This is a genomic window from Pseudomonas sp. HOU2 (assembly GCF_040729435.1).
GTDB lineage: Bacteria > Pseudomonadota > Gammaproteobacteria > Pseudomonadales > Pseudomonadaceae > Aquipseudomonas.
In genome coordinates this window covers 1590704-1616510 of record NZ_CP160398.1, presented here as the reverse complement: position 1 = coordinate 1616510, position 25807 = coordinate 1590704, and the positions used below count along the sequence as shown (strand labels likewise).

Annotated in this window: 23 protein-coding genes; 17 read left to right on the top strand and 6 right to left on the bottom strand. The window is 61.3% G+C overall.

What is annotated here, in order from left to right; translation table 11 throughout:
• The first annotated feature begins 182 nt into the window (after positions 1-182).
• The 8 genes from ABV589_RS07225 (at position 183) to ABV589_RS07190 (ending at position 9780) form a co-directional block, all read left to right on the top strand.
• On the top strand, positions 183-905 hold the full coding sequence (locus ABV589_RS07225; protein ID WP_367085403.1) for a response regulator transcription factor: 723 nt from the start codon (positions 183-185) through the stop codon (positions 903-905).
• A complete protein-coding gene (locus tag ABV589_RS07220) occupies positions 892-2316 on the top strand; it encodes a sensor histidine kinase (protein ID WP_367085402.1) in 1425 nt (474 codons plus the stop codon). The genes ABV589_RS07225 and ABV589_RS07220 overlap by 14 nt, the downstream gene beginning before the upstream one ends.
• A 182-nt stretch (positions 2317-2498) precedes the next feature.
• Positions 2499-3521, top strand: a complete 1023-nt coding sequence (locus ABV589_RS07215; RefSeq protein WP_367085401.1) for a PDDEXK nuclease domain-containing protein — start codon at positions 2499-2501, stop codon at positions 3519-3521.
• A 109-nt stretch (positions 3522-3630) separates the two neighbouring features.
• Entirely contained in the window at positions 3631-4533 is a 903-nt protein-coding gene (cysM, locus tag ABV589_RS07210; RefSeq protein WP_027612303.1) for a cysteine synthase CysM, read from the top strand.
• Positions 4533-5909, top strand: coding sequence for a 23S rRNA (uracil(1939)-C(5))-methyltransferase RlmD (gene rlmD, locus ABV589_RS07205; RefSeq protein ID WP_367085400.1), 1377 nt, complete (start codon positions 4533-4535; stop codon positions 5907-5909). The genes cysM and rlmD overlap by 1 nt, the downstream gene beginning before the upstream one ends.
• A gap of 101 nt (positions 5910-6010) precedes the next feature.
• Positions 6011-8254 (top strand): GTP diphosphokinase, encoded by a 2244-nt coding sequence (gene relA, locus ABV589_RS07200; RefSeq protein WP_007968720.1) that lies wholly within the window; start codon positions 6011-6013, stop codon positions 8252-8254.
• A 123-nt stretch (positions 8255-8377) separates the two neighbouring features.
• Positions 8378-9211, top strand: a complete 834-nt coding sequence (gene mazG / locus ABV589_RS07195; RefSeq protein WP_367085399.1) for a nucleoside triphosphate pyrophosphohydrolase — start codon at positions 8378-8380, stop codon at positions 9209-9211.
• A gap of 26 nt (positions 9212-9237) precedes the next feature.
• The gene (locus ABV589_RS07190; RefSeq protein ID WP_007968960.1) at positions 9238-9780 is read left to right on the top strand and encodes a DUF2058 domain-containing protein; all 543 of its coding nucleotides are present in this window, start codon (positions 9238-9240) and stop codon (positions 9778-9780) included.
• Between the two features lie 140 nt (positions 9781-9920).
• On the opposite strand, the gene ABV589_RS07185 is transcribed toward ABV589_RS07190, so the two are convergent.
• The 6 genes from ABV589_RS07185 to ABV589_RS07160 form a co-directional block, all read right to left on the bottom strand.
• Positions 9921-10109 carry a hypothetical protein gene (locus ABV589_RS07185; protein ID WP_003227153.1) on the bottom strand — a complete coding sequence of 63 codons (189 nt, stop codon included), beginning with the start codon at positions 10107-10109 and terminating at the stop codon, positions 9921-9923.
• Positions 10110-10498: 389 nt separating this feature from the next.
• Positions 10499-11719: a beta-ketoacyl-ACP synthase I gene (gene fabB / locus ABV589_RS07180; protein WP_007968959.1), complete on the bottom strand. Its 1221-nt coding sequence runs from the start codon at positions 11717-11719 to the stop codon at positions 10499-10501.
• An 11-nt stretch (positions 11720-11730) separates the two neighbouring features.
• Positions 11731-12246, bottom strand: a complete 516-nt coding sequence (fabA, locus tag ABV589_RS07175; RefSeq protein WP_003227150.1) for a 3-hydroxyacyl-[acyl-carrier-protein] dehydratase FabA — start codon at positions 12244-12246, stop codon at positions 11731-11733.
• A 247-nt stretch (positions 12247-12493) separates the two neighbouring features.
• A complete protein-coding gene (locus ABV589_RS07170; protein WP_367085398.1) occupies positions 12494-14398 on the bottom strand; it encodes an ATP-binding protein in 1905 nt (634 codons plus the stop codon).
• Complete coding sequence (locus ABV589_RS07165) at positions 14395-15327, bottom strand: ABC transporter substrate-binding protein (protein ID WP_367085397.1); 933 nt, start codon at positions 15325-15327, stop codon at positions 14395-14397. The genes ABV589_RS07170 and ABV589_RS07165 overlap by 4 nt, the downstream gene beginning before the upstream one ends.
• Position 15328: 1 nt before the next feature.
• Positions 15329-17452, bottom strand: coding sequence for a TonB-dependent receptor (locus ABV589_RS07160; protein WP_367085396.1), 2124 nt, complete (start codon positions 17450-17452; stop codon positions 15329-15331).
• A 196-nt stretch (positions 17453-17648) separates the two neighbouring features.
• On the opposite strand from ABV589_RS07160, the gene ABV589_RS07155 reads away from it, so the two are divergent.
• The 9 genes from ABV589_RS07155 (at position 17649) to ABV589_RS07115 (ending at position 25667) form a co-directional block, all read left to right on the top strand.
• Positions 17649-18674, top strand: a complete 1026-nt coding sequence (locus tag ABV589_RS07155; RefSeq protein ID WP_007968955.1) for an NAD(P)H-dependent glycerol-3-phosphate dehydrogenase — start codon at positions 17649-17651, stop codon at positions 18672-18674.
• Positions 18675-18692: 18 nt separating this feature from the next.
• Complete coding sequence (locus ABV589_RS07150; protein ID WP_367085395.1) at positions 18693-19040, top strand: DUF4389 domain-containing protein; 348 nt, start codon at positions 18693-18695, stop codon at positions 19038-19040.
• Positions 19037-19489, top strand: coding sequence for a phosphohistidine phosphatase SixA (sixA, locus tag ABV589_RS07145; protein WP_367085394.1), 453 nt, complete (start codon positions 19037-19039; stop codon positions 19487-19489). The genes ABV589_RS07150 and sixA overlap by 4 nt, the downstream gene beginning before the upstream one ends.
• Before the next feature lie 160 nt (positions 19490-19649).
• Positions 19650-21305: an AMP-binding protein gene (locus ABV589_RS07140; RefSeq protein WP_367085393.1), complete on the top strand. Its 1656-nt coding sequence runs from the start codon at positions 19650-19652 to the stop codon at positions 21303-21305.
• A gap of 31 nt (positions 21306-21336) precedes the next feature.
• Positions 21337-21780, top strand: coding sequence for a hotdog fold thioesterase (locus tag ABV589_RS07135; protein WP_367085392.1), 444 nt, complete (start codon positions 21337-21339; stop codon positions 21778-21780).
• Between the two features lie 197 nt (positions 21781-21977).
• On the top strand, positions 21978-22784 hold the full coding sequence (locus ABV589_RS07130; RefSeq protein WP_367085391.1) for an alpha/beta hydrolase: 807 nt from the start codon (positions 21978-21980) through the stop codon (positions 22782-22784).
• Entirely contained in the window at positions 22781-23635 is an 855-nt protein-coding gene (locus tag ABV589_RS07125) for an alpha/beta hydrolase (protein WP_367085390.1), read from the top strand. The genes ABV589_RS07130 and ABV589_RS07125 overlap by 4 nt, the downstream gene beginning before the upstream one ends.
• A 115-nt stretch (positions 23636-23750) precedes the next feature.
• Positions 23751-24557, top strand: a complete 807-nt coding sequence (locus tag ABV589_RS07120) for a DUF4892 domain-containing protein (RefSeq protein WP_367085389.1) — start codon at positions 23751-23753, stop codon at positions 24555-24557.
• A 69-nt stretch (positions 24558-24626) separates the two neighbouring features.
• Complete coding sequence (locus tag ABV589_RS07115; RefSeq protein ID WP_367085388.1) at positions 24627-25667, top strand: AI-2E family transporter; 1041 nt, start codon at positions 24627-24629, stop codon at positions 25665-25667.
• The last annotated feature ends 140 nt before the right edge of the window (positions 25668-25807 follow it).

Sequence of the window (25807 nt, the reverse complement as noted above, 5' to 3'; positions counted from 1 at the left end):
CACGTGCATCCGGCACGCGACATGGGCGCAGTGTAGCGATTTGCAGGCAGGCAATCTTCGGAAAAATCATCTCGGCATCGGTCAGCAGGTCACGGTTCGTTTGTCCGGCCGGTCAACCTTGGGTTGCCCGATGGCGGGCAATCTTGAATAATCGGCCAACTGAGAATTATTTGCAGATACTCATGACTCTTGTCTCCATCGATTCGCCACGCATTCTTGCCATCGAGGACGACCCGGTGCTGGGCGCCTACGTTCACGAACATCTGGGCCGTAGCGGCTTTGCGGTGACCTGGTGCCAGAACGGTCAGGAGGGGCTGAACATCGCGCGTCACCAGCCGTTCGACGTGGTGCTGATGGACATTCTGTTGCCGGGGCTCGACGGCCTGAAGGTGCTGACGCAATTGCGTCAAAGCCATTCGACGCCAGTGCTGCTGATGTCGGCGCTGGGCGCCGAGGCCGATCGCATCAGCGGCTTTCGTCTGGGCGCCGATGACTACCTGCCCAAGCCGTTCAGCATGGCCGAGTTGCATGTGCGCATTGAAGCCATTCTGCGTCGGGTGGCGCTGGATCGGCGCCCGGCAGCCATTGCACCAGCGGCGATCCACGGCGCACTGCGTTTCGACGACGAACAATGCGAAGTCTTCTATAACGCGCAAGCCGCCGGCCTGACCCGAAGCGAATACCGTTTGCTGGAAACCCTCAATCGCAACGACGAAGAAGTGCTGAGCAAGGCTTTCCTTTATCAGCACGTTTTGCAGCGCGGCTACGCGGCCCACGACCGCAGCCTCGACATGCACATCAGCCAGATCCGCCGCAAACTCAAGGCCATCGGTTACACCGAGCGGGAAGTGCGCACGGTGTGGGGCAAGGGTTATGTGCTGAGTGCGTCCGATGAAAGTCTCTGACCTGCCGGGACGGTATTCGCTGTTCTGGAAACTGGCGTTTCTGCTGGTGGCGTTCTGTCTGCTGATGATCTGGCTCAGTTGGTCGTGGGGCCGCTACATGGAAGAGCGCAACCAGTTCCTCTCCGATGAGGCGCGCGGCACGCTGAGCCGCTATGCCGGCGAAGCCGAGCGGGCGTGGCAACGCGGCGAGCGTGACGGGGTCGATAACTGGTTGCAGAGCATGGAGCTGCGCGAAGCCGCATGGGTCGGGGTGATCGACCGCAATCTGCAGTCGATGAGCAGCGAGCCGCTGAATGAACAGGAAATCCAGCACCTGACCTTTTTGCGCGGCCTCGACTGGCCGATCCACAAGAAGGGTCGGCCGTGGCTGCGGGTGCCGTTTCCCCAGGACCCGTCTGCCGGCAGTCTGGTGATCGAGTTGCCCGAGCGATTCCTGCCGGGGAAATACCGGGTGTTCTGGCGGGTGATCACCAACGGGGTGATTCCGGGGCTGTTCACCTTGCTGCTGTGTGTCGGCCTGTATCGCTTGCTGGTGGTGCCGCTGAACAACCTGCGTGAGCAGGCCAATGCGTGGCGCGCCGATCAATTGAATGTGCGCCTGTCGAGCGGCATTACCCAGCGCCCGGACGAACTCGGCGAGCTGGCCCGGGCCTTCGACTCGATGTCCGAACGCCTGCAATCCACCGTCGCCCTGCAACAGCAACTGCTGCGTGATTTGTCCCACGAGCTGCGCACGCCGTTGAGTCGGCTGCGGGTGGCCAGTGAGAGCGAGCAGGATCTGTTGCAACTGCGCGAACGCATCGGCCGTGAAGTCGACGGCATGCAACGACTGGTCGAAGACACCCTGCAACTGGCGTGGCTCGACACCGAACGTGCGCCGCTGCCGGACGAGGCGATCCAGATTCAGGCCTTGTGGGAAATGCTCACCGATAATGCCTGTTATGAAAGCGGCTGGCCGAGCCTGCAATTGCAATGCGCGGTGCCGGCGTCGTGCTGGGTGCGCGGCCATCTCAATACTTTGGCACAGGCGCTGGAGAACATTTTGCGCAACGCCATTCGTCATTCCCCCGAGGGCGGCATCGTTCGTCTTGATGGGCGGCGCGATGGCGACTACTGGCACCTGTGGCTGGAAGATCAGGGCGGCGGTGTGGCCGAGGGCGACCTGCAGCGGATCTTCTCACCCTTCACCCGCCTCGACGGCTCGCGCCCGGGGGATGGTGGGTTTGGTCTGGGGCTGAGCATTGCGAGGAATGCGGTGCAAAGGCAGGGTGGGATGTTGTGGGCGGAGAATGGTGGGGCCGGGTTGCGGTTGAATTTGCGATTGGTGGCTGACGATGGTGTTGCATCGACTGATGCTATCGCGAGCAGGCTCGCCCCCACAGTGGGTGTCGGTCGTCCGCAGATTGTGTGAATAGCAAACGCCATCTGTAGGAGTGAGCCTGCTCGCGATAGGGAATTTCGCTTCACCACTGTCAGCCCATGCGGGAGGGTTCGCGTATTTTTGTACGACCTTTCCTAAAGGACTTTATCGACGTTTTAACCCGTCCTTGACCGTTTATTCTCGGGGCTCCGCTCGTCCTCAAGGAACTGGTCATGACTGCAACCGACATCCCCGGCAATGCCTCCGATAACCGTTTCAATGAAGTACTGGCGCTGATTCAGAACGCCAGGCAGCAAGCCGTGCAGGCAGTAAATACTCAACTGATCGAGTTGTACTGGCAGGTGGGGGGGTACATCAGTCGCAAGATCGCTCGCGCTGAGTGGGGCGCTGCGGTGGTTAGGCAACTGGCCGAACATCTGGCTCGAACGCAGCCAGGGCTGCGTGGGTTTACCCGTTCGAACTTGTTCCGCATGTGCCAGTTCTACGAGACTTATCACGCTGAAGAAAAAGTCGCACCACTGGTGCGACAATTGTCTTGGTCTCACAATTTGATCATTTTCAGCCAAAGCAAACGTCCAGAAGAACGCGAGTTCTACGTCCGCATGGCGATTCAGGAAAAGTGGTCAAAGCGCGAACTCGAACGCCAGCTCAAGGCTGCGCTCTTCGAACGCAGTGTCACCCAGCCAGCAAAGGCTTCTGCTGTCCTCAAACAGACTCATCCCGCTGCGCTCGAGATCTTCCGTGACGCCTACATGGTCGAGTTTCTCGATCTGCCCGGCGTGCACGCCGAAACCGATCTGCATCGAGGTTTGCTAGGGCGGCTGAAGGAATTTCTGATCGAGTTGGGGCGCGATTTCTGCTTCGTCGGTTCGGAGTATCCGGTGCAAGTGGGCGGCCGTGATTTCGCCCTTGATCTGCTGTTCTTCCATCGTGGGCTCAACTGTCTTGTCGCCATCGAGCTCAAGGTCGGACGTTTTGAGCCTGAATATCTGGGCAAGCTGAATTTCTACCTTGAAGCGCTGGATCGCGGTGTTCGCAAACCTCACGAGAATCCGGCCATCGGCGTATTGCTGTGCGCCAGCAAGGAGGATGAGGTCGTCGAGTACGCCCTCAACCGCAGCTTGTCTGCGGCGCTGATCGCGGAATATCAGGTGCAGTTGCCAGACAAACAATTGCTGCAAGCCAAATTGCACGAGTTCTATGCGATGAATGTCGCAGGGCAAGAGGAAGGCTGAGTTCTCTGCTTATTCCCAGAAACCATAAGCACCGCACTTTGCGTGATATGGCCTGCGAACGTTTGCCGGTATGATAGGCGCCCCCGCACGTCTGGATTGCGAATACGCCATGACCCTGCAGTACCCAACCATCGCCGATTGCGTCGGCAACACTCCGCTGGTGCGTTTGCAGCGCCTGCCCGGTGCCACCAGCAACACTCTGTTGCTCAAGCTCGAAGGGAACAACCCGGCGGGTTCGGTCAAGGACCGTCCGGCGCTGTCGATGATTACCCGTGCCGAACTGCGCGGGCAGATCCATGCCGGCGACACGCTGATCGAAGCGACCTCGGGCAACACCGGGATTGCGCTGGCCATGGCCGCCGCGATCAAGGGTTACAAGATGATCCTGATCATGCCGGACAACTCCAGCGCCGAGCGCAAGGCGGCGATGACCGCTTACGGTGCCGAGCTGATTCTGGTCAGCCAGGAAGAGGGTATGGAAGGCGCTCGCGATCTCGCCCAGCGGATGGAGGCCGAAGGCCGTGGCAAGGTGCTGGACCAGTTCGCCAACGGGGATAACCCGGAAGCGCACTACACCACCACCGGCCCGGAAATCTGGCGTCAGACCCAGGGCACCATCACCCATTTCGTCAGTTCGATGGGCACCACCGGCACCATCATGGGCGTGTCGCGCTACTTGAAAGAGCAGAGCGACAGCGTGCAGATCATCGGGCTGCAGCCGATGGAAGGCTCGGCCATTCCCGGCATCCGTCGCTGGCCGCAGGAATACCTGCCGAAGATCTATCAGGCTGACCGCGTTGACCGCATCGTCGACATGGCGCAAAGCGAAGCCGAGGACGTCACCCGACGTCTGGCCCGCGAAGAAGGCATCTTCTGTGGCGTGTCCTCGGGCGGTGCGGTGGCAGCGATGCTGCGTCTGTCCAAAGAAGTTGAAAACGCGGTGATCGTCGCGATCATCTGCGACCGTGGCGACCGTTATCTGTCGACCGGCATTTTCGACGCGCCCAACTGATGGCCAAGCACGAGAGAGGCCTGCGCTTCCAGCCCACCGGCGGCAGCAAGGCCGCGCAAATTCCGACCGGCAAAAAACAGCGCTTGAGCATCGAGCGCCTGGCCAATGACGGTCGCGGCATCGCGTTTTTCGAAGGCAAAACCTGGTTCGTCCTCGGCGCCCTGGCGGGTGAAGAAGTCGAGGCGCGGGTGCTTGGCGCCCACGGCAAAGTGGTCGAGGCGCGCACCGAGCGCGTGTTCAAGGCCAGCGAGTTGCGTCGCCCGGCAGCCTGTCAGCACGCTGGCCGTTGCGGCGGTTGCAGCGTGCAACACTTGCCCCACACCGAACAGCTTGCCCTGAAACAGCGCATGCTCGCCGAGCAGTTGTCGAAGGTTGCAGGCGTTGCGCCTGAAGAATGGGCGGCGCCGTTGACCGGTCCGGAATTCGGCTATCGCCGCCGCGCGCGGATTGCCGTGCGCTGGGACATGAAGGCGAAGCAGCTTGAAGTCGGTTTCCGCGCCGCCGGCAGCCAGGACATCGTCGCCATCAATGAATGCCCGGTGCTGGTACAGCCCTTGCAACCGATCATGACCCGTTTGCCGGAGATGCTCCGTCGTTTGAGCAAACCGCAGGCGCTGGGGCATGTCGAGTTGTTCAGTGGTTCGTCGCTGGCGGTGTTGTTGCGTCACATGGCGCCGCTGTCGGAAGCCGACCTGACGATCCTCAAGGATTTCTGCCAGTTCCATGAAGCACAGCTGTGGCTGCATGGCGAAGGCGAGCCGCAACCGGTGGATGCCACGCAGTCGCTGGGTTATCGCCTGGAGCAGTGGAATCTGGATCTGGCCTGGCGGCCGGGGGATTTCATCCAGGTCAACGCCGGGGTCAACGAGGCGATGGTCGCGCAGGCGCTGGACTGGCTGAAGCCGACCGGTGACGAGCGCGTGCTCGACCTGTTCTGCGGTCTGGGCAACTTCGCCTTGCCGCTGGCCAAAAGCGTGCGCGAAGTGGTGGCGGTGGAGGGCGTGCAGGCCATGGTCGATCGTGCCGCTGCAAACGCTGCTAGCAACAATTTGCATAACACAAAGTTTTTTCAAGCCGATTTATCCCAGCCTTTGACCGATGCCCAGTGGATCGGAAACGGCTTTTCTGCGGTACTCTTGGACCCACCGCGTGACGGTGCTTTCGAGGTGGTGCGCAAGCTCGCGACCCTGGGTGCCAAACGGTTGGTCTATGTGTCGTGCAACCCTGCAACTCTGGCGCGCGATACGGTCGAATTGATCAAGCAGGGCTACCGGTTAAAACGTGCCGGGATTCTCGATATGTTTCCTCAGACGGCACATGTCGAGGCCATGGCGTTATTTGAAGCGAGCCAGGATGGCTCGTCTGAATCCGTCTGACCTGTCCGGGCGGCGCTCGCTTTAGCCCCGCGAGCGCATACGGGCGTTGAGGGACAGCGATTTGACGCATTGAATCTGCGTCGTAGGGAAGGTAAAGCAGCATGGTACAGGTGAGAGCACACCAGCCGATCAACACTGACGGCAGTATCAATCTCGAGGCTTGGCTCGATCATGCGGTCAGTGTCGACATGGCACTGGATCGCGAAGCCTTGAAGGAAGCCTGCGAGTTCGCTCGCGAGGCCGAACAGCAGTCCAATGCCAAGAAGAATCTGTGGGCCGAAGGCTCCGGCAGTTTCAGCACGGGACTGGAGATCGCCGAGATCCTCGCCGACCTCAAACTCGATCAGGATTCGCTGGTCGCGGCGGTGCTGTATCGCGGCGTGCGCGAAGGCCAGATCGAGCTCGCGGCCGTCGGCCAGCGCTTCGGCCCGGTGGTGGCCAAGCTGATCGACGGCGTGCAGCGCATGGCGGCGATCAGTGCCAGCCTCAGCCCGCGCCAGTCGATGGTGATGGGCACCCAGGGTCAGGTGGAAAACCTGCGCAAGATGCTCGTGGCGATGGTCGATGATGTTCGCGTCGCGCTGATCAAACTGGCCGAACGTACCTGCGCCATTCGTGCGGTGAAAACCGCCGATGACGAGAAGCGTAACCGCGTCGCCCGGGAAGTTTTCGACATCTATGCGCCGCTCGCGCACAGGCTCGGCATCGGTCATATCAAGTGGGAACTGGAGGATTTGTCCTTCCGGTACCTGGAGCCCGATCAATACAAACAGATCGCCAAGCTGCTCCACGAGCGACGGCTGGACCGCGAGCGGTTCATCAGCGATGTGATGACCCAGCTCAAGGACGAATTGCAGGCCACCGGCGTCGACGCCGACATCAGCGGCCGGGCCAAACACATCTATTCGATCTGGCGCAAAATGCAGCGCAAGGGTCTGGAATTCAGCCAGATCTACGACGTGCGCGCGGTGCGCGTGCTGGTGCCGGAAATGCGCGACTGCTACACCGCGCTCGGCATCGTCCACACCCTGTGGCGGCACATCCCGAAAGAATTCGACGACTACATCGCCAACCCGAAAGAGAACGGCTACCGCTCGCTGCACACCGCGGTAATCGGCCCGGAAGGCAAGGTGCTGGAAGTACAGATCCGTACGCACTCGATGCACGAAGAGGCCGAACTCGGCGTCTGCGCGCACTGGCGCTACAAGGGCACCGACGTCAAATCCGGCTCGAACCACTACGAAGAGAAAATCTCCTGGCTGCGTCAGGTGCTCGAGTGGCACGAGGAGCTGGGCGATATCGGTGGTCTGGCCGAACAGCTGCGGGTCGATATCGAACCGGATCGGGTGTACATCTTCACCCCGGACGGCCACGCCATCGACCTGCCGAAAGGCGCGACGCCGCTGGATTTTGCCTACCGCGTGCACACCGAAATCGGTCACAACTGCCGTGGCGCGAAGATCAACGGGCGGATCGTGCCGCTCAACTACAGCCTGCAGACCGGTGAACAGGTCGAGATCATCACCAGCAAGCACGGTACGCCGAGCCGCGACTGGCTGAACCCGAACCTGGGTTACGTCACCACCTCGCGGGCGCGGGCGAAAATCGTTCACTGGTTCAAGTTGCAGGCCCGTGACCAGAACGTCGCGGCCGGTAAAACTCTGATCGAACGCGAACTCAATCGCCTCGGTCTGCCGGCGGTGGATTTCGACAAGCTGGCCGAAAAGGCCAACATGAAAACCGCCGAAGACATGTTCGCCGCTCTCGGTGCCGGCGACTTGCGTCTGGCGCAACTGGTCAACCTGGCGCAGCAACTGGTCGAGCCGGAACGCGGCAACGAACAGCTGGAGCTGATCCCGCGCAAGGCCACCGGTTACAAGCCGGGCAAGCGCGGCGACATCCAGATTCAGGGTGTCGGCAACCTGATGACGCAGATGGCCGGCTGCTGCCAGCCGCTGCCGGGCGACGCGATCGTCGGCTATATCACTCAGGGGCGTGGCGTGAGCATTCACCGTCAGGACTGCGCCTCGGTGCTGCAACTGGCCGGGCGCGAGCCGGAGCGGATCATCCAGGTCAGCTGGGGCCCGGTGCCGGTGCTCACCTATCCGGTGGACATCGTCATTCGCGCCTACGACCGTTCCGGTCTGCTGCGTGACGTCTCGCAGGTGCTGCTCAACGAGCGCATCAACGTGCTGGCGGTCAACACCCGCTCGAACAAGGAAGACAACACCGCGCTGATGTCGCTGACCATCGAGATCCCGGGGCTGGATGCACTAGGACGCTTGCTGGGGCGGATCTCGCAGTTGCCGAACATCATCGAGACGCGGCGTAACCGTACCCCGTGATGAGATCACGATCCCTGTGGGAGCTGGCTTGCCAGCGATTGCATCACCTCGGTTTTCCTGAGAGACCGAGTTGTTTGTATCGCTGGCAAGCCAGCTCCCACAGGTTCTTGTAGAGACAGACAGATGTATTCACTTGAAGACCTGCTCCACCTGATGAGCCGTCTGCGCGATCCGCAGTACGGTTGCCCGTGGGACATCAAGCAAACCTACGCGACCATCGTCCCGCACACCCTCGAAGAAGCCTACGAAGTGGCCGACGCCATCGAGCGGGGCGACTTCGATCACTTGCAGGGCGAACTGGGCGATCTGCTGTTTCAGGTGGTTTATTACAGCCAGTTGGCCAGGGAAGAAGGGCGCTTCGAATTCGCCGGGGTGATCGACAGCATCACTCGCAAGCTGATCCGCCGCCATCCGCACGTGTTTCCCACCGGCGATCTGTATGCGCCGCTGGATGTGCCGCGCCTGAGCGAAGAGCAGGTCAAGCAGCGCTGGGAAGAGATCAAGGCCGAAGAACGCGCCGAGAAATCCGCCGCGCCCGAGCAGCTGTCACTGCTCGATGACGTACCGGCCGCGTTGCCGGCACTGTCGCGTTCGGCGAAGTTGCAAAAGCGTGCTGGGCAGGTCGGGTTCGACTGGCCGGATGCGTTGCCGGTGTTGGACAAGGTGCGTGAAGAGCTCGATGAAGTGCTCGAAGCCATGTCCGAAAACGATGCAGAGGCGGTGGCTGACGAGATCGGCGACCTGCTGTTTTCCGTGGTCAATCTGGCCCGGCACCTGAAGGTCGATCCGGAAACCGCGCTACGTGGCGCCAACGCCAAGTTTGAAAGACGTTTCCGTTTTATCGAACAGGCATTGCGCGACACCCGTCGTCCCATGGAAGATTGCACCCTCGAAGAGTTGGACGCCCTGTGGGGTGAAGCCAAACGTCAGGAAAAGAATTTGCCCAGCTGCGGCTGAGCCGTTGCCCAAGTGAGTAAGCATTAATGAGCCTTTCCCTTCGCGACCAGTTGCTCAAAGCAGGCCTGGTCAACCAAAAGCAGGCCAAGCAGGTCAGCAAAGACAAGCAGAAGCAACAGCGTCTGGCCCACAAGGGGCAGGCCGAGCTGGATGATTCGCAGCAGCGCGCCGCTCAGGAGGCCATGGCCGAGAAGGTCAAGCGCGACCAGGAGCTGAACCGTCAGCAGCAAGAGAAAGCCGAGGCCAAGGCCCGTGCCGCGCAGGTCAAGCAGTTGATCGAAGTCTCGCGTCTGCCGAAGCTGACCACCGAGGACTATTACAACTTCGTCGACGACAAGAAGGTCAAGCGCATCTCGGTCAACACGCTGATGCGCAACAAGCTCAGCAGCGGTTCACTGGCGATCGTGCACCATGCCGGCGGCTACGAAGTGATCCCCCGTGAAGCGGCCCTGAAGATCCAGGAGCGCGACCCGCAGCGCATCGTCCAGCTCAACGTACAGACCGAAGAGGTCAATGCCGAGGACGATCCGTACGCGGCCTACCAGATTCCTGATGATCTGATGTGGTAAACCGATAAAGCTGTAACAACCCAAACTGTGGCGAGGGAGCTTGCTCCCGCTTGGGGCGCGAAGCGGCCCTTGTTTTTGAAACAGGGCCTCCTGCGCAGTCCAGCGGGAGCAAGCTCCCTCGCCACAGGTTCAATATTCGCCTAAGCGGATTTCAGATCCCGTTGCTGTTCCTGCAGTTCCAGTTCGGCCTTGTAGTTGTGGGCGTCGATCTCGTTGTGGAACATGCCGACCAGCAAGTCTTGTTGATGCACATCCCAGATCCGTACACCGGCGGCTACGCCTTCATGGGACATGTGTGAATCGTCGCGTTCAGTTACTTTTACAGTCATCTGCTAGCTCCAAATCTCAAGTTATCTGCAGCAAGGCGTGTGCAGGACTCTTTTATATGATTTGTTAGCTTGCTAAGTAAACGCTTGGTTTGCGCAAGGTGTTGTTGCGGTTTTTGCAACAGTGCTGCAGGCCGCTGAATCCGCGACATTCGGTCGCAGGGGGCAAAGTTTCATGACAGAAGTTTCATTTTCAACCCGACGCAACCCTATGTAGGAGCTGCCGAAGGCTGCGATCTTTTGACTTTCATTTTTAAAAGACAAGATCAAAAGATCGCAGCCTGCGGCAGCTCCTACATGGGGGATTTGTGTCGGCCATGAGTTTCGTGCAGGCCAAAAAAAACGCCCCGAACCAGTCGGGGCGTTTTCGTGTGTGGCTCAAGCGGGGGGAATTACTTGCCTTCCCAGCGCTTCAGCACCAGCGTGGCGTTGGTGCCGCCGAAGCCGAAGCTGTTGCTCATCACGGTGTTGATGGTGGCGTTCTCGCGGGTCTTGGTCAGCACCGGCAGATCGGCCACTTCAGGGTCCAGTTCGTCGATGTTGGCGGAACCGGCGATGAAGTTGCCTTCCATCATCAGCATGCAGTAGATCGCTTCGTGAACGCCGGCGGCGCCCAGGGAGTGACCGGACAGGCTCTTGGTCGAGCTGATTGCTGGAGCCTTGTCGCCGAACACTTCACGCACACCTTTCATTTCCGCGACGTCGCCGACCGGAGTCGAGGTGCCGTGGGTGTTCAGGTAGTCGATCGGGGTGTCGACGGTGGACATTGCCATCTGCATGCAGCGGATCGCGCCTTCGCCACTTGGGGCAACCATGTCGTAGCCGTCGGACGTTGCGCCATAGCCAACGATTTCGGCGTAGATCTTGGCGCCACGGGCCAGCGCGTGTTCCAGCTCTTCAACCACGACCATGCCGCCACCACCGGCAATGACGAAACCGTCACGGTCGGCGTCGTAGGCGCGGGAAGCTTGTTCCGGGGTGTCGTTACGCTTGCTGGACAGGGCGCCCATCGCGTCGAACAGGAACGACTGGCTCCAGTGCTCTTCTTCACCGCCACCGGCGAAGACGATGTCCTGCTTGCCCATCTGGATCTGTTCCATGGCGGTACCGATGCAGTGAGCACTGGTGGCGCAGGCAGAAGCGATGGAGTAGTTCAGGCCCTTGATCTTGAACGGCGTGGCCAGGCACGCGGAAACGGTGCTGCTCATGGTCCGCGTTACACGGTATGGGCCAACGCGTTTCACGCCTTTTTCGCGCAGGATGTCCAGCGCTTCCATCTGGTTCAGGGTCGACGCGCCGCCGGAGCCGGCGATCAGGCCGGTACGCGGGTTGGACACTTGCTCTTCGGTCAGGCCGGAGTCAGTGATCGCGTCTTTCATGGCCAGGTAGGCGTAAGCCGCTGCGTGGCCGACGAAACGATAGATCTTGCGATCGATCAGTTCTTCAAGGTTGAGGTCGATGGAGCCGGAAACCTGGCTACGCAGACCCATTTCAGCATATTCCGGGTTGAACCGGATGCCAGGGCGGCTTGCACGCAGGTTAGCGGAGACGGTCTCTTTGTCATTGCCCAGGCACGAAACAATGCCCAGACCAGTGATAACGACGCGGCGCATGCGAATAACCCTTAGAAGTTGTCAGTGGAGGTGAACACGCCGACGCGAAGGCCTTCGGCGGTGTAGATTTCGCGACCGTCGACAGTCACCGAACCGTCGGCGATGGCCAGGTTCAGCTTGCCCTTGAGGACGCGTTTGATATGAATGTTGTAGGTGACTTTCTTGGCGGTCGGCAGGACCTGGCCGAAGAATTTCACTTCGCCCGAACCCAGCGCACGGCCACGGCCCGGCAGACCTTGCCAGCCCAGGAAGAAGCCGACCAGTTGCCACATGGCGTCCAGACCCAGGCAGCCCGGCATTACCGGATCGCCTTCGAAGTGGCACGCGAAGAACCACAGGTCAGGGTTGATATCCAGCTCGGCGACCAATTCACCTTTGCCGTACTTGCCGCCTTCTTCGCTGATCAGGGTGATGCGATCCACCATCAGCATGTTCGGGGCGGGCAGTTGCGCGTTACCTGGGCCGAACAGCTCACCGCGACTGCAGCGCAGCAGGTCTTCCCGAGTAAAGGCGTTTTGTTTGGTCATGCGAGCTCCTCAATAATCCCATGCGGCAGGTGGGGCAAAACTTCCCGGCCGATCGACGCGTTCATGCCTCGTACCGGCAGCCTACTCATAGACTATTGCGTTGTGGTGAAAGTCACAGCACCAAGGACATGAATGTACACTTGTGCACTGAAATTTTTATTCAAGCCTCTTTTGAGGCTTGTTCGGGTGCCTAAGACTGCCGCACTTTCGCTTTTCACGCCAGTCGCAGATGGTCGAAAAACCGTCACTACTGGACCCAGCGCTGCAGAATCTGTTGTAGGTCATTGCGTTTGAACGGCTTCGCCAGGTAATCGTTCATGCCCGCCGCAAGACAGGTTTCACGGTCGCCCTGCAAAGCATTGGCGGTCAGCGCGATGATCGGCACCTCGCCGCGTCCGGGCAGTTGGCGGATCTGCCGGGTCGCCTCGTAACCGTCGATGATCGGCAGCCGGCAGTCCATCAGAATCACTTCGAAAGCATTGCCTTCAGCACTGCGCACCGCTTGCGCGCCATCGGTGGCGACGCTGACGGTAAACCCAAGGCTGCGCAGCATCGCTTCGATGACCCTCTGGTTGACCGGGTTGTCCTCCACCAGCAACACATTGCGTCCTTCGCCATGCCCATTGCCGTTGCCCGCGCGCGGTGGTGCCAGCTGCGGCAGCGTCTGTTTATATAAGGCCAGCGGGATTTCCAGGGTGAACACCGACCCCAGGCCTTCTTCGCTTTGCGCGCGCAACGTCCCGCCCATGCGTTCGGCCAGGGTGCGAGCGATCGGTAAACCGAGACCGGTGCCGCCATAGCGTCGGGAAATCGAACTGTCGGCCTGCTGGAACGCATTGAACATCAACTCCAGACTTTCCGGGGAGATGCCGATGCCGCTGTCGCGCACCGAGCAGGTGAACCACAGCAACTCGTGGTCCAGCGACTGCCACTGCGCCTCGATGCTGACCCGGCCACGCTCGGTGAACTTCAAGGCATTGCCCACCAGATTGACCAGAATCTGCCGGATCCGCGTCGGATCGCCCTGCACCTGCAAGTCGCGCATGTCCTCGGGGATCCGCAGGTTCAGGTCCAGGCCACGCTGCACCGCACTGTGCTGGAACGACTGGGCACACGCGCCGATCAGGTCGGCGAGGTTGAATGGAATGTGCTCAAGCTCCAGCTCCGAGCGTTCGATCCGAGAGAAATCGAGAATGTCATTGATGACTTTCAGCAGGTGTTCGGTGGACTCGGAAGCGAGCGCCGCGTACTCGATCTGCTCCTCGGTCATGTCCGTGGTTTCGAGCAACTGCAACATGCCCAGCACACCGTTCATGGGGGTGCGCAGTTCGTGGCTCATCATCGCCAGAAAATCGGATTTGGCGTTGTTGGCCTTTTCCGCTTCCTCGCGGGTCTGGATCAGTTGCGCCATCGCCTGGTGCTGTTCGCGGCTGGCCTGCTCCAGTGCCTGGGCGAGGTTGTTGATGTGTTGCGACAGCGCGCCCAGTTCGGTGTCATCGACGATCGGCAGCGGGGTCTTGTAGTCGCCTTGCTGAATCGCCTTGACCGCGTTGCCGATATCGCGGATCGGCGCCGACAGGCTGCCGGCCAGGCGCCGCGCCAGAACAAACGTGAAGAGCAGGGCGAACAACGCCAGGATCCCGGCCTTGAGCAGAATTTCCTGTTGGCGCTGACTGAAGGCATCGTTGGACAGACCGACGATCACCCGGCCCAGATAGTCCTCGCTGGTCACGTTGTTGCTGGCTTTGGCGTCGTGGAAAAAATCGCTGTTGAGGGCGATCCGTTGCAGGCGCACCGGGGCCTGGAACACCTCGACCTGATGCGGGCGGTTGTGCGCGTCGGCGGCTTGCTCAACGTAGGCGAGAATCCGGTTGGCGCTGTCCTGCACTTCCAGAAAGCGCACGTTCGGTGTGGCCAGGGTCGCTTTGAGCAGGCTTTCCAGCACTTCGTTGTTGCCGGAAATCACTCCGTATTCGGTGGCGGGCGCCAGTTGGTTGGCGATCAGTTGCCCGGTGTGATTGAGCTCCTGCCGTAAATCCTGAATTCGTACGAAGGTAAAGAAACTGATCAGCAGCAGCGTGAGCAGCAAGGCCGGGCCGAGGCTGATCAATTGCGTGCGGGTGTTGATGTCCCAGCGGCGACGCAGATTCATGGGTGGCTTTCTCCTTCAGCCAACTGGCGGGCAACAGACACTTCATCGATTGGCTCGATACCCAGTGAACGAGCGACCTGCGCATTACTTGAAACTTTGAAACGATCGGGGTAGAGCGTGCGCGGCCACGTTGCCGGCGGGCGATCCAGCAATTGGTCGAGGATCGCCAGCCAGTCAGGCTGATCGCTGTAAGTGCTGGCGAGGCTCCCTGCGCGCACGAACGCCGCGTTCGGCCCGACCAGCGCCACCTGCCGGGAGTAACTGCTCAGCAGCAGGTTTTTTGCGGTTTTCGGGTTGTACAGATCGGGATCGTCGAGGCCCAGCAACACATCACTGTTTCTCAGCACGCTTTGCAACGGGCGACTGTCCTGGGTGTTGTCCCAACGCTGGCTGACGATTTGCAGATTCAGCGGTTCTGCGGCGTGGTGCAGCTCCTTGAGCAGAAATTCGCTGTGCTGATCGAACAGCACGCCGACCCGCCGCACCTGCGGCAGAATCCGCCGAATCAGTTGCAGTTGCCGCCCCAACGGCGGGTCGCTCCACAGCAGACTCAAGTGCGGCGGTTGTGCGCCACCCAGGCGTTGCCGCGCTTGCAATCGGCTGATGCGCAACACCAGCGTCGCCGGGCCCTGGGGCTCCTGCAGACGCCAGTCGAGGCTGGGCAGGTCGAGCAGAATCATCCGCAGATTGGCCGGCAACTTGCCCGGCGCCGGCAGGCTGGTCAGTGGCTGGAACCGCACGTTGTCAGTGGGACGCAGCTCGCTCAGGGCCTGGACGAAGGCTTGCACCCCGGGGCTTTCTTCGGCACCGGTCAATAGAATATCGGCCGCTTGCACCGCCACGCCGTGCAGCCACGCGGTCAAAAACAGACAGACACCGGCCAGCCAGTGGCCAAGGGTTGGCGTCTTGTTCAGCGTGCCGTAGCGCACCCTAGAACTCCAGCTCGGCGCTGAAGTACAGCACCCGGCGTTCGTCGTAATTGTTGTCGACGAAAGTGGTCGGCTGGTTGTCGAGCCGCTGTTGCAGCACGCCGGCCAATTGCAGTTGCGCCTTGCCCAGCGGGATGCGTTTGGCGATGCGCGTGTCGACCCGTTCGAAGCGGTAGCCGTTGAGCGCGTTGTCGCCGTAATAGAACAGGGCGCTGTTCCAGCCGTGGCCCCAATCGCGCAGCCAGCCGGCAGAACCGCTGTTGCGCGAGGTGAATTGCTGATCCAGCGGATTGCTCGCCTCGGCATCGACGTAGGCATAGGTCAGGCGCAAGCGATCGATCATGCTCAGGCGCCAGTCGAGCTGGGTTTCTGTGCCGCGAAAACGCGAGCTGTTGGCGTTGCTGGCGATGTACTGGTTGTTGCGCAGCGGCTCGCTGATCATCCCGGTGATTTCGTCGTAGAACAGCTTCACGTCCACAGCCAGCCCCAGCTCGGCGAAATAGCCGTTGTAGCCCAGTTCGCGCGAGCGCATGTGTTCCTGATCGAGATCACCCGGGCCACGGGTCTTGACGAAGTAGCGCGCCGAAGACTGACCGTAGGCCGAGGGGCGCAGGTTGCTCACCTGATAGCTCCAGTTGACGTTGTTCTCGAACATGTCCGGCGAACGGATCGCCTCCGAGTACACGGCGCGCAGGCCATGGCGCGGGTTGATCAGATAGTTGACGGCGAATCTTGGCGTCAGCGAGCTGCCGATCAGTTGAGTGTTTTCGAACATCGCGCCGCCCTGCAACAGCCAATGTTCACTGGCGCGCCACTCCAGTTGGCCGAACGCGCGCCAGGTGGTGTCGTCCAGCGTGCCGTTGAAGTAGGTTTCGGAATCGGCCCGGTCATAACGATAGTTCATGCCGCTGACCAGCCGCAGGCTGTCGGACAGGCTGAGGGTGTCCTGCAATTCCAGATCGTAGCGCGACTCGCGGGCGCTTTGATCGATGTCTCCGCACAAGGTCTGGCTGGCACCGTTGCGCCATTGATCCAGCACCTGATTGGCCAGGGCCATTTCCTGCGGCGTTCCGGCTTCCGGACCGGGGCCGGTGAAGCGGTTGATGTTGCGCGCCAGGCGTTCGGTGTAGTTCGGGTTGAGTTGCCACAGCTGGGTCAGTTGCGGGCTGAACGACACTTCGGCATCGCAGGCGCGCCACACCTGCTGGCGATCCCAATGCTGGGCCGAGCCTTGTATATAAAGGCTGTGTTCGGGGTTGATGTCGAGATTCCAGCGCACCGAGCCGGCGTAATCCTTGGCGACCACGTCGGAATTGTTCCCGGCAGCGGTAATCCCCGAGAACACCGGACGGTAGGTGTAGGGCCGCTGGTTGCTGCCGTCCTTGGCGTTGACCTGCCAGTCGAGGCTCTGGTTGTCGCTCAGGGTCTGGCTGACGGCGAGACTGAAGCGGTTCAAGCGACGGCTGTCGCGATAATCGGCGCCGGTGCGGTCGCTGTCGAAGCCGTCGTCCTCCTGGCCGGACAGCGACAGGCGCAGGTCGCCGCCATTCCACCCCGTGCCCTGGCTGGCATAGAAGTCGTTGATGCCGCGCTGGCCACGGGTGTACTTCAAGCGCGTGCCATGGCTGTCCGCCGGGTTGCGGGTGATGATGTTGACCACCGCCATCAGTGCGTTGGCGCCGTAGCTGACGGTGTTCGGCCCACGGAAAACCTCGATCCGCTCGATGTCTTCCATGGCCACCGGAATATCGCTCCAGTCCACCGTGGCGAGGCCTGCGCGGTACACCGAACGGCCATCGATCAGCACCTGCATGCGCCGCGCTTCGCTGGCATTGGTCCCGTGGTAATTGACCGCCGCCTGATTGCCGCTGATGTTGCCGACCATCATCCCCGGCACCAGGCGCAGCAGTTCGCTGATATCGCGGGCGCCGCTGGCGTTGATCAATTCGCTGTCGAGTACGGTCATGCTCCCCGGCACTTCCGCCGGCGTCTGCTTCAGGCGCGTGGCCGTCAGCACCTGCGGCAGTGCTTCGCTGTCGACGAACAGGTCGTCCGCCTGCAACACCGGGCTGAACAACAGCGCCAGCAGCAACGACGAACGCGAAGGGGGAGAGCCAAGAGACACGACACAGCCTTGATCACAGAGAATTGGCGCGCATGTTAACCGAGGACAGTGACTTTTCCAGTCACGATGCTGGCATTTTCCTCGGCTTTATTGGTCTTCTTCCTACAAGTGTCGGTAATTGACGCGGGGGCTGGCCGCGCTCCGGTCGCCCCGTATAATGCCGGCATCGCCACTGGTATGGATTAACGGATTGCATATGACTGAACAGCGCCCGATTGCGGTCCTGGGAGGCGGAAGTTTTGGTACCGCCGTGGCCAATCTATTGGCCGAGAACGGCCATCAAGTCCGGCAGTGGATGCGTGACCCCGAGCAGGCCGAGGCCATCCGGGTCAACCGCGAGAACCCGCGTTACCTCAAAGGCATCAAGATTCTGCCGGGAGTGACTGCGGTCACTGACCTGCAGGCCACCCTCGATGCCTGCGAGCTGTGCTTCGTCGCGCTGCCGTCGAGCGCGTTGCGCACGGTGCTGGCTGCCCACGCCGAGCGCCTGAGCGGCAAGATGCTGGTCAGCCTGACCAAGGGCATCGAAGCCCACACCTTCAAACTGATGAGCCAGATCCTCGAAGAGATCGCTCCGCAAGCGCGCATTGGCGTGCTGTCCGGGCCGAACCTGGCGCGGGAGATCGCCGAGCACGCGCTGACCGCCACCGTGGTCGCCAGCGAAGACGAAGAGTTGTGCAAACAAGTGCAGGCTGCGCTGCATGGTCGCACCTTCCGCGTTTACGCCAGTGCCGACCGCTTCGGTGTCGAGCTGGGCGGCGCGTTGAAAAACGTCTACGCGATCATCGCCGGCATGGCGGTGGCGCTGGAGATGGGCGAGAACACCAAGAGCATGCTGATCACGCGCGCCCTGGCCGAAATGACCCGGTTCGCGGTGAATCAGGGTGCCAACCCGATGACGTTCCTGGGGCTGGCCGGGGTCGGCGATTTGATCGTGACGTGTTCGTCGCCGAAGAGCCGCAACTATCAGGTCGGCTTTGCCCTGGGTCAGGGCTTGAGCCTCGATGAAGCGGTGTCGCGCCTGGGCGAAGTCGCCGAGGGCGTGAACACCCTGAAGGTGCTCAAGGCCAAGTCCCAGGAGGTTGGCGTGTACATGCCGCTGGTCGCCGGGTTGCATGCGATCCTGTTTGAAGGGCGCACGCTGGAGCAGGTGATCGGTCTACTGATGCGGGCCGAGCCGAAAACCGACGTCGACTTTATTTCCACCAGCGGTTTCAACTGATTCAACAGGAAGCGAGCCATGAACGATCCGAAAACCGAAGCCAAGTACGAATCCGTCCTCCTGCGGGTGCTGTGGATGATCGTCTACGTGCTGGTCTGGCAAGTGGCGCAGTTCATCCTCGGTGCGGTGGTGCTGGTGCAACTGATCTATCGTTTGATTTACGGCGCGCCGAGCGCCAGCCTGATGAACTTCGGCGACAGTCTGAGCCAGTTCCTCGCGCAGATCGGCCGCTTCGGCAGCTTTCACAGCGACCAGAAACCCTGGCCGTTCGCCGACTGGCCAACCCCGCGTACCCCGGAAGGCGAAGCGCCGCACGCCGTGCCGCCAGCCCCGCATCCGGCCCGCGATGAGGAGCCCAAGCTATGAAACTCTGGGTATTGCGCCACGGTGAGGCCGTGCCTTACGGCTCGTGCCCCGATTCCGAGCGGGCGTTGACCGAGCACGGTCGTCAAGAAGCCTTGAAGAGTGCGGCCCGGTTGATCGGCCAGCCACTGACGGCGATCTACGCCAGTCCTTATCTGCGCGCCCAACAGACCGCGCAGATTGTCCGCGAGGCGCTGGGTTTCGAGCCGGAGATTCGCACGGTCGAATGGCTGACGCCGGAGACTGATCCGGACAAGGTCACCGATCAACTGGTGTCGGTGAGCAATGTGCTGCTGGTCAGCCATAACCCGTTGGTGGGCAATCTGTTGAGTTATCTGCAGCATGGTGCCGGGTATCCGCCGGAGAAGGTCAGTACGGCGGGGCTGGCCGAGCTGGAAAGCCCTGAGCTGCTGATCGGCTCGATGACCCTTAACAGCCTCAAGCACCCTTAAAAGCAAAAGATCGCAGCCTGCGGCAGCTCCTACATTGTTCCGTGTAGGAGCTGCCGCAGGCTGCGATCTTTTGATCTTGTTTCTTTTGGTAAAAAATCCAACCAAGCACTTGCTTGGTTGACTACGCTTGCTCCAGACCAAAAAAACAGGAGCGAGTCGCATGTCTGCCGCATTCCGTTTGCCGCTGGACGTGTTCTACGAACGTGAGGCCCGGCACCCGCGCCAACGCTTTCTGGTGCAACCCATTGGTGGCGGACAGGTCGAGACCCTGACCTGGGCCGATGTCGGTCATCAGGCCCGTTGCGCCGCGCATTGGCTGCGCGCCCGGGAATTGCCGCAAGGCAGCCACATCGCGCTGATCTCGAAAAACTGCGCGCACTGGATCATTGCCGATCTGGCGATCTGGATGGCCGGGCACGTCTCGGTGCCGCTGTATCCCAACCTGACGGCAGACTCGGTCAATCAGGTCCTGACGCATTCGGAAAGTGTGCTGGCGTTCATCGGCAAGCTCGATGACTGGCCGGGCATGTCTGCCGGGATACCGGCGGGCTTGCCCACCATCAGCCTGCCGCTGCATCCGCCCGGTGAGTTCGATTTCAGCTGGGACGACCTGCAGAAAAGCTCGCCAATCCAGGACGATCCGCGTCCTGCGGCCGAGCAACTGGCAACCATCATCTATACCTCCGGCACCACCGGGTTGCCCAAGGGTGTAATGCACAGCTTCGCCAATCTGGGGTTCGCCACGACTCGCGGCACGCAACTGTTCGGGCTTAACGAGCAAGACCGGCTGCTGTCGTACCTGCCGCTGTGCCACGTCGCCGAACGCATGTTCGTTGAGCTGGCCTCGATCTACACCGGGCAAACGGTGTTCTTTGCCGAAAGCCTCGACACCTTCATCACCGACCTGCAACGCGCACGACCCACCGCGATGTTCGGCGTGCCGCGGATCTGGACCAAATTCCAGATGGGCGTGTACGGCAAGATCCCCGCCAAGCGCCTGGATTTCCTGCTCGGCCTGCCATTCATTGGCAAACGGGTCGGGCACAAGGTGCTGGCCGGACTGGGCCTTGATGCCTTGCGCGTGGCCCTGTCCGGCGCGGCGCCGGTGCCGCAGACCTTGCTCGACTGGTATCAGAAGCTTGGCCTCGATGTGCTGGAGGTGTATGGCATGACCGAGAGTTGCGGCTACTCGCACATTTGTCTGCCGGGGCAGTACAAACAGGGCTGGATCGGCAGGCCGTGCCCGGAGGTCGAGGTGCGCATCGATGAGTCCGGCGAGGTGCTGGTGCGCAGTCAGGCGAACATGCTCGGCTATTTCAAGGAACCGCAGAAAACCGCCGAAACCCTCACCGAGGACGGTTTTCTGCGTACCGGCGACAAGGGCGAACAGGATGCCGAGGGGCGCTTGCGCCTGACCGGGCGACTCAAGGAAATCTTCAAGACCAGCAAAGGCAAATACGTGGCGCCCGCGCCGATTGAAAACCGTCTTGCAGTGCATTCGCGGATCGAGCAGGTCTGTGTGGTCGGCGATGGTTTGAGTGCGCCGCTGGGCTTGTGCGTGCTCTCCACCGTCAATCAGGACGAGGGGCGGGCCAGTCTGCATTCGAGCCTGGAAAAACTGCTGGAAGAGGTCAACGCCGTGCTCGACAAGCACGAGCGCCTGCGGCGGCTGGTGGTGGTCAAGGACAGCTGGGCGGTGGAAAACGGTTTTCTCACCCCGACCTTGAAGATCAAACGCAATGTCATCGAAGACACCTACGGCGCGCGGTTTGAAGAATGGAGCGCGCGCAGCGAGGCGGTGCTGTGGCAGGATTGACTGACGATCAAAACAACAAAGGAAGCCTGCGATGACCTTGTGGCGCACCACTCCGAACATCGAGCAGTTGAACGCAATCCAGAAAAACACCATCGGCGAAGTGCTGGATATCCGTTTCGAGTCTTTTGACGACGAGTCGCTGACGGCGAGCATGGTCATCGACCACCGCACCCACCAACCCTACGGTCTGCTGCACGGCGGTGCCTCGGTGGTGCTGGCGGAAACCGTCGGCTCGATGGCCAGTTATCTGTGCATCGATGCCAGCAAGTTCTATTGCGTGGGGCTAGAGATCAACGCCAACCATTTGCGCGGCTTGCGCAGCGGGCGGGTGAGCGCGGTGGCCAAACCGATTCACATCGGCCGCACCACGCATGTCTGGGACATCCGCCTGACCAGCGATGAAGGCAAGGCCAGTTGTGTGTCGCGTTTGACCATGGCGGTGGTGCCATTGGGCGAGCAGCCACCGGCGCGGTGATGATCCATAAGAGCAAAAGATCGCAGGCTGCGCCAGCTCCTACATGGAATCGTATTTCAATGCAGGAGCTGGCGCAGGCGGCGATCTTTTGCTTTTCGCGACATCTCCACCACCCTTTCTGGCAGTTATGGTCATTGCTGCGGCTCCTGGTCTTACGGACAATCAACATCACGTTTCCCGTTCATGGATAAGCCTGCATGTCGCAACCGATCTTTTTCGCCCACGCCAACGGCTTTCCCTCGGGCACCTATGGCAAGTTGTTCGCGGCGCTGGCGCCCGAGTACCGGGTTGCGCATCTGGATCAGCATGCCCATGACCCGCGTTTCCCGGCGGACGACAACTGGTACAACCTGGTCGACGAACTGATCCACCATCTGCAGCAGCAGGATCAACCGGTGTGGGGCGTCGGCCATTCGTTTGGTGGCGTGTTGCACCTGCACGCGGCGTTGCGTTGCCCTGAGCTGTATCGCGGCGTGGTGATGCTCGATTCGCCGGTGCTGACTCGCACTGACCAGTGGGTGATCCGCGCGGCCAAACGCTTCGGGTTCATCGACAGACTGACCCCGGCCGGACGTACGTTGGGGCGGCGCGAAGAGTTCGCCGATCTCGACACGGCGCGCAGCTATTTTGCCGGCAAGACCCTGTTCCGCGGTTTCGATCCGGAATGCTTCGATGCCTATCTGCAACACGGATTGCATACGGTCGGCGGCAAGTTGCGTCTGCGCTTCGACCCGGCCACCGAAATCAGTATCTACCGCGGCGTGCCACACACCAGTCCGGGCCGCACACGCCAATTGCAGGTGCCGCTGGCCGTGGTGCGTGGCCACAAGAGCCGGGTGGTCATGCGTCATCACAGCCGATTCGTCGGGCGCCTGCCGCAGGGTGAAGCGCTGAGCATGCCCGGCGGGCACATGTTTCCGCTGGAACGTCCGCAAGACACGGCGCGCCTGCTCAAAGAGCTGTTTACTCGCTGGGAGCGCCGCCAGCAGAAGGACTGCGCATGAGCCCGACCTTCGAAGAAGTGCGCCTGAGCCTGCCGCATATCGAACTGGCCGCGCATTTGTTCGGGCCCGAGGATGGTCTGCCGGTGATCGCCCTGCATGGCTGGCTCGACAACGCCAACAGCTTTGCGCGCCTGGCGCCCAAGCTCAAAGGCTTGCGCATTATCGCGCTGGACATGGCCGGGCATGGGCATTCCGGGCATCGGCCCAACGGCGCCGGTTATGCGCTGTGGGACTACGCGCACGACGTGTTGCAGGTCGCCGAGCAATTGGGCTGGAAGCGCTTCGGCCTGCTCGGGCATTCGATGGGCGCGATCGTCTCGCTGGTGCTGGCCGGGTCGTTGCCGGAGCGCATCAGCCACCTGGCGTTGATCGACGGGGTGATTCCTCTTACAGACAAAGGCGAAAATGCCGCCGAGCGTATGGGCATGGCCCTGCAAGCGCAGCTGGATTTGCGCGAGAAGCGCAAGCCGGTCTACAACACCCTTGATCGTGCCATCGAAGCGCGGATGAAGGGGCTGGTGGCGGTCAGTCGCGAAGCCGCGGAACTGCTGGCGCAACGCGGTTTGATGCCGGTGCCCGGTGGATATACCTGGCGCACCGACAATCGCCTGACCCTGCCGTCGCCGTTGCGCCTGACCCAGGAGCAGGCGATGGCCTTCGTTCAGCGTGTCACCTGCCCGGCGCAATTGGTAGTGGCCGTCGACGGCATGCTGGCCAAACATCCGGAGTTGCTGGAGCGTCTACCCTTTAGCCAGGAACAGCTGGCGGGCGGGCATCATTTGCACCTGAACGAGGAGTCCGGTGCCGACCTTGTCGCAGACTGTTTCAATCGCTTCTTCGCCATTCCTTGACTTGCACCGGGCAACTGTCGAGGCTGGGCGGGTTGAAATGGGAGACAAACACGATGGATTTCTATACCGCTGCGCCCCCGACCCGCCAAGCCATGCCGATCCGATGAGCCTGACTATGCGGTCACTCAGTCTGTTGGCGCTGTGCTGTTTCAGTTCCGTTTCGTTCGCCGCCGACGTGCCCGGCAGCCAGGATCTGCAGATCGTGCCGCGTCTGGCCGATGCACAGATCGTCGACTATCGCCCTCCTGTGGAGCTTGAGCGGATCTATCCGCTGGGCTCGATCCGCAAGATCAGCGGCCAGTTGCGCTTTGACGGCCAAGTCACGGCGCGCGGCCAGACCACTTCGGTCACCTACGAGTTGCCGCCTGAGCATTCCGCCACCGAAGCCTTCACCGCCGCCCGCGAAGCCCTGCAAAAGCAGGACGCCGAGTTGCTGTTCTGGTGTCAGGCCCGTGATTGTGGCGAAAGCAGCCTGTGGGCCAATGAAGTGTTCGGCAACTCGAAGCTGTACGGTGCCGATGAGCAACAGGCCTATCTGCTGTTGCGTCTGGCCGCACCGAAGGACAATACCCTGGTGGCGCTCTACAGCATCACCCGCGGCAATCGCAAAGCCTACCTGCATGTCGAACAGTTCGAAGCGGGCGCGCCGCTGGGCGAGTTGTTGCCGACCTCGGCCACGCTGTTGCGACAGCTCAAAAGCACCGGTGAACTGGACTTTCCCAAGCTGACCGGGGATCCGGATGACACCTGGCTGCGGCTGATTTCCCGTGGCTTGAACCTCGACACCACCCAGCGCGTGACGATTGCCGGACCCAAGGCCGAGGCCTGGCGGCAGGCTCTGATCGATCAGGGGGTGCGGGCGGCGCGGATGGAGGCGGGGAGCGTCGACGGCTCTGGCCTGCGCATCGATCTGTTGCGATAAGCTGCACCGGGCGTGCACGCGTGGCGTGTTCGCCTACTCTTTGACCGACTGACTTCTTCGAGATTTTACATGCTCAATAACGATCGGCTGTTGGTGCAAATCCTCCTGCTGGTGCTGTTCGGTGCCAGCCTGTGGGTGATGGCGCCGTTCTGGTCGGCGCTGTTCTGGGGCGCGGTGCTGGCGTTCGCCAGTTGGCCGCTGATGCGTCTGCTGACCCGCTGGCTCAATGGCCGCGAATCACTCGCCGCAGCTATTTTGACCCTGGGCTGGATGTTGCTGGTGGCGGCGCCGCTGGTGTGGCTCGGGTTCAACCTGGCCGATCACGTGCGCGATGCCACGGCGTTCATCAAGGATGTGCAGGTCGATGGTCTGCCGGAGGCGCCGGTCTGGCTCGGCAGCGTGCCATTGGTGGGCGAGCGGCTGGTCGGGGTCTGGAACAGCATCGATCAGCAGGGCGCAGCGCTGATGGTGTCGATCAAGCCGTATCTGGGGCAGGTCGGGAACTGGCTGCTGGCGCGCAGTGCGCAGATTGGCGGCGGGATTCTCGAGCTGACCCTGAGTATTGTCTTCGTGTTCTTTTTCTATCGCGACGGGCCGCGGCTGGCGGCGTTTGTACACAGTCTGCTGGAGCGGCTGATCGGTGAGCGGGCCGGGTATTACATCGAGCTGGTGGCCGGCACCGTGCAGCGAGTGGTCAACGGGGTGATCGGTACGGCGGCGGCGCAGGCGGTTCTGGCGTTGATCGGCTTCCTGATTGCCGGGGTCCCGGGGGCGTTGGTGCTGGGGATCGTGACCTTTCTGTTGAGCCTGATTCCGATGGGACCACCGTTGGTGTGGATTCCGGCCACGGCCTGGCTGGCGTGGAAGGGCGAGTACGGGATGGCGGTGTTTCTCGGGATCTGGGGGACGTTCATCATCAGCGGCGTGGATAACGTGTTGAAGCCTTATCTGATCAGCCGCGGGGGGAATCTGCCGTTGGTGATTGTGTTGCTTGGGGTGTTTGGCGGGTTGATTGCGTTTGGGTTTATCGGGTTGTTTATCGGGCCTACGTTGTTGGCGGTGGCTTATAGTTTGTTGACGGATTGGAGTAAGAGTCAGGCTCGGGTTTAGGTTTGGCTTGGCGGCCTTTGGGCCGACCAGGTTCCTGGGGGTTTGGGTGAATATCCGTTTTTTTGGGTGTTGCGGCTGGCGGTTTCGCCCTTACGGCGAGTCACTTTTGCAGACGCCGGAATGCCGGCCCAGCCAAAAGT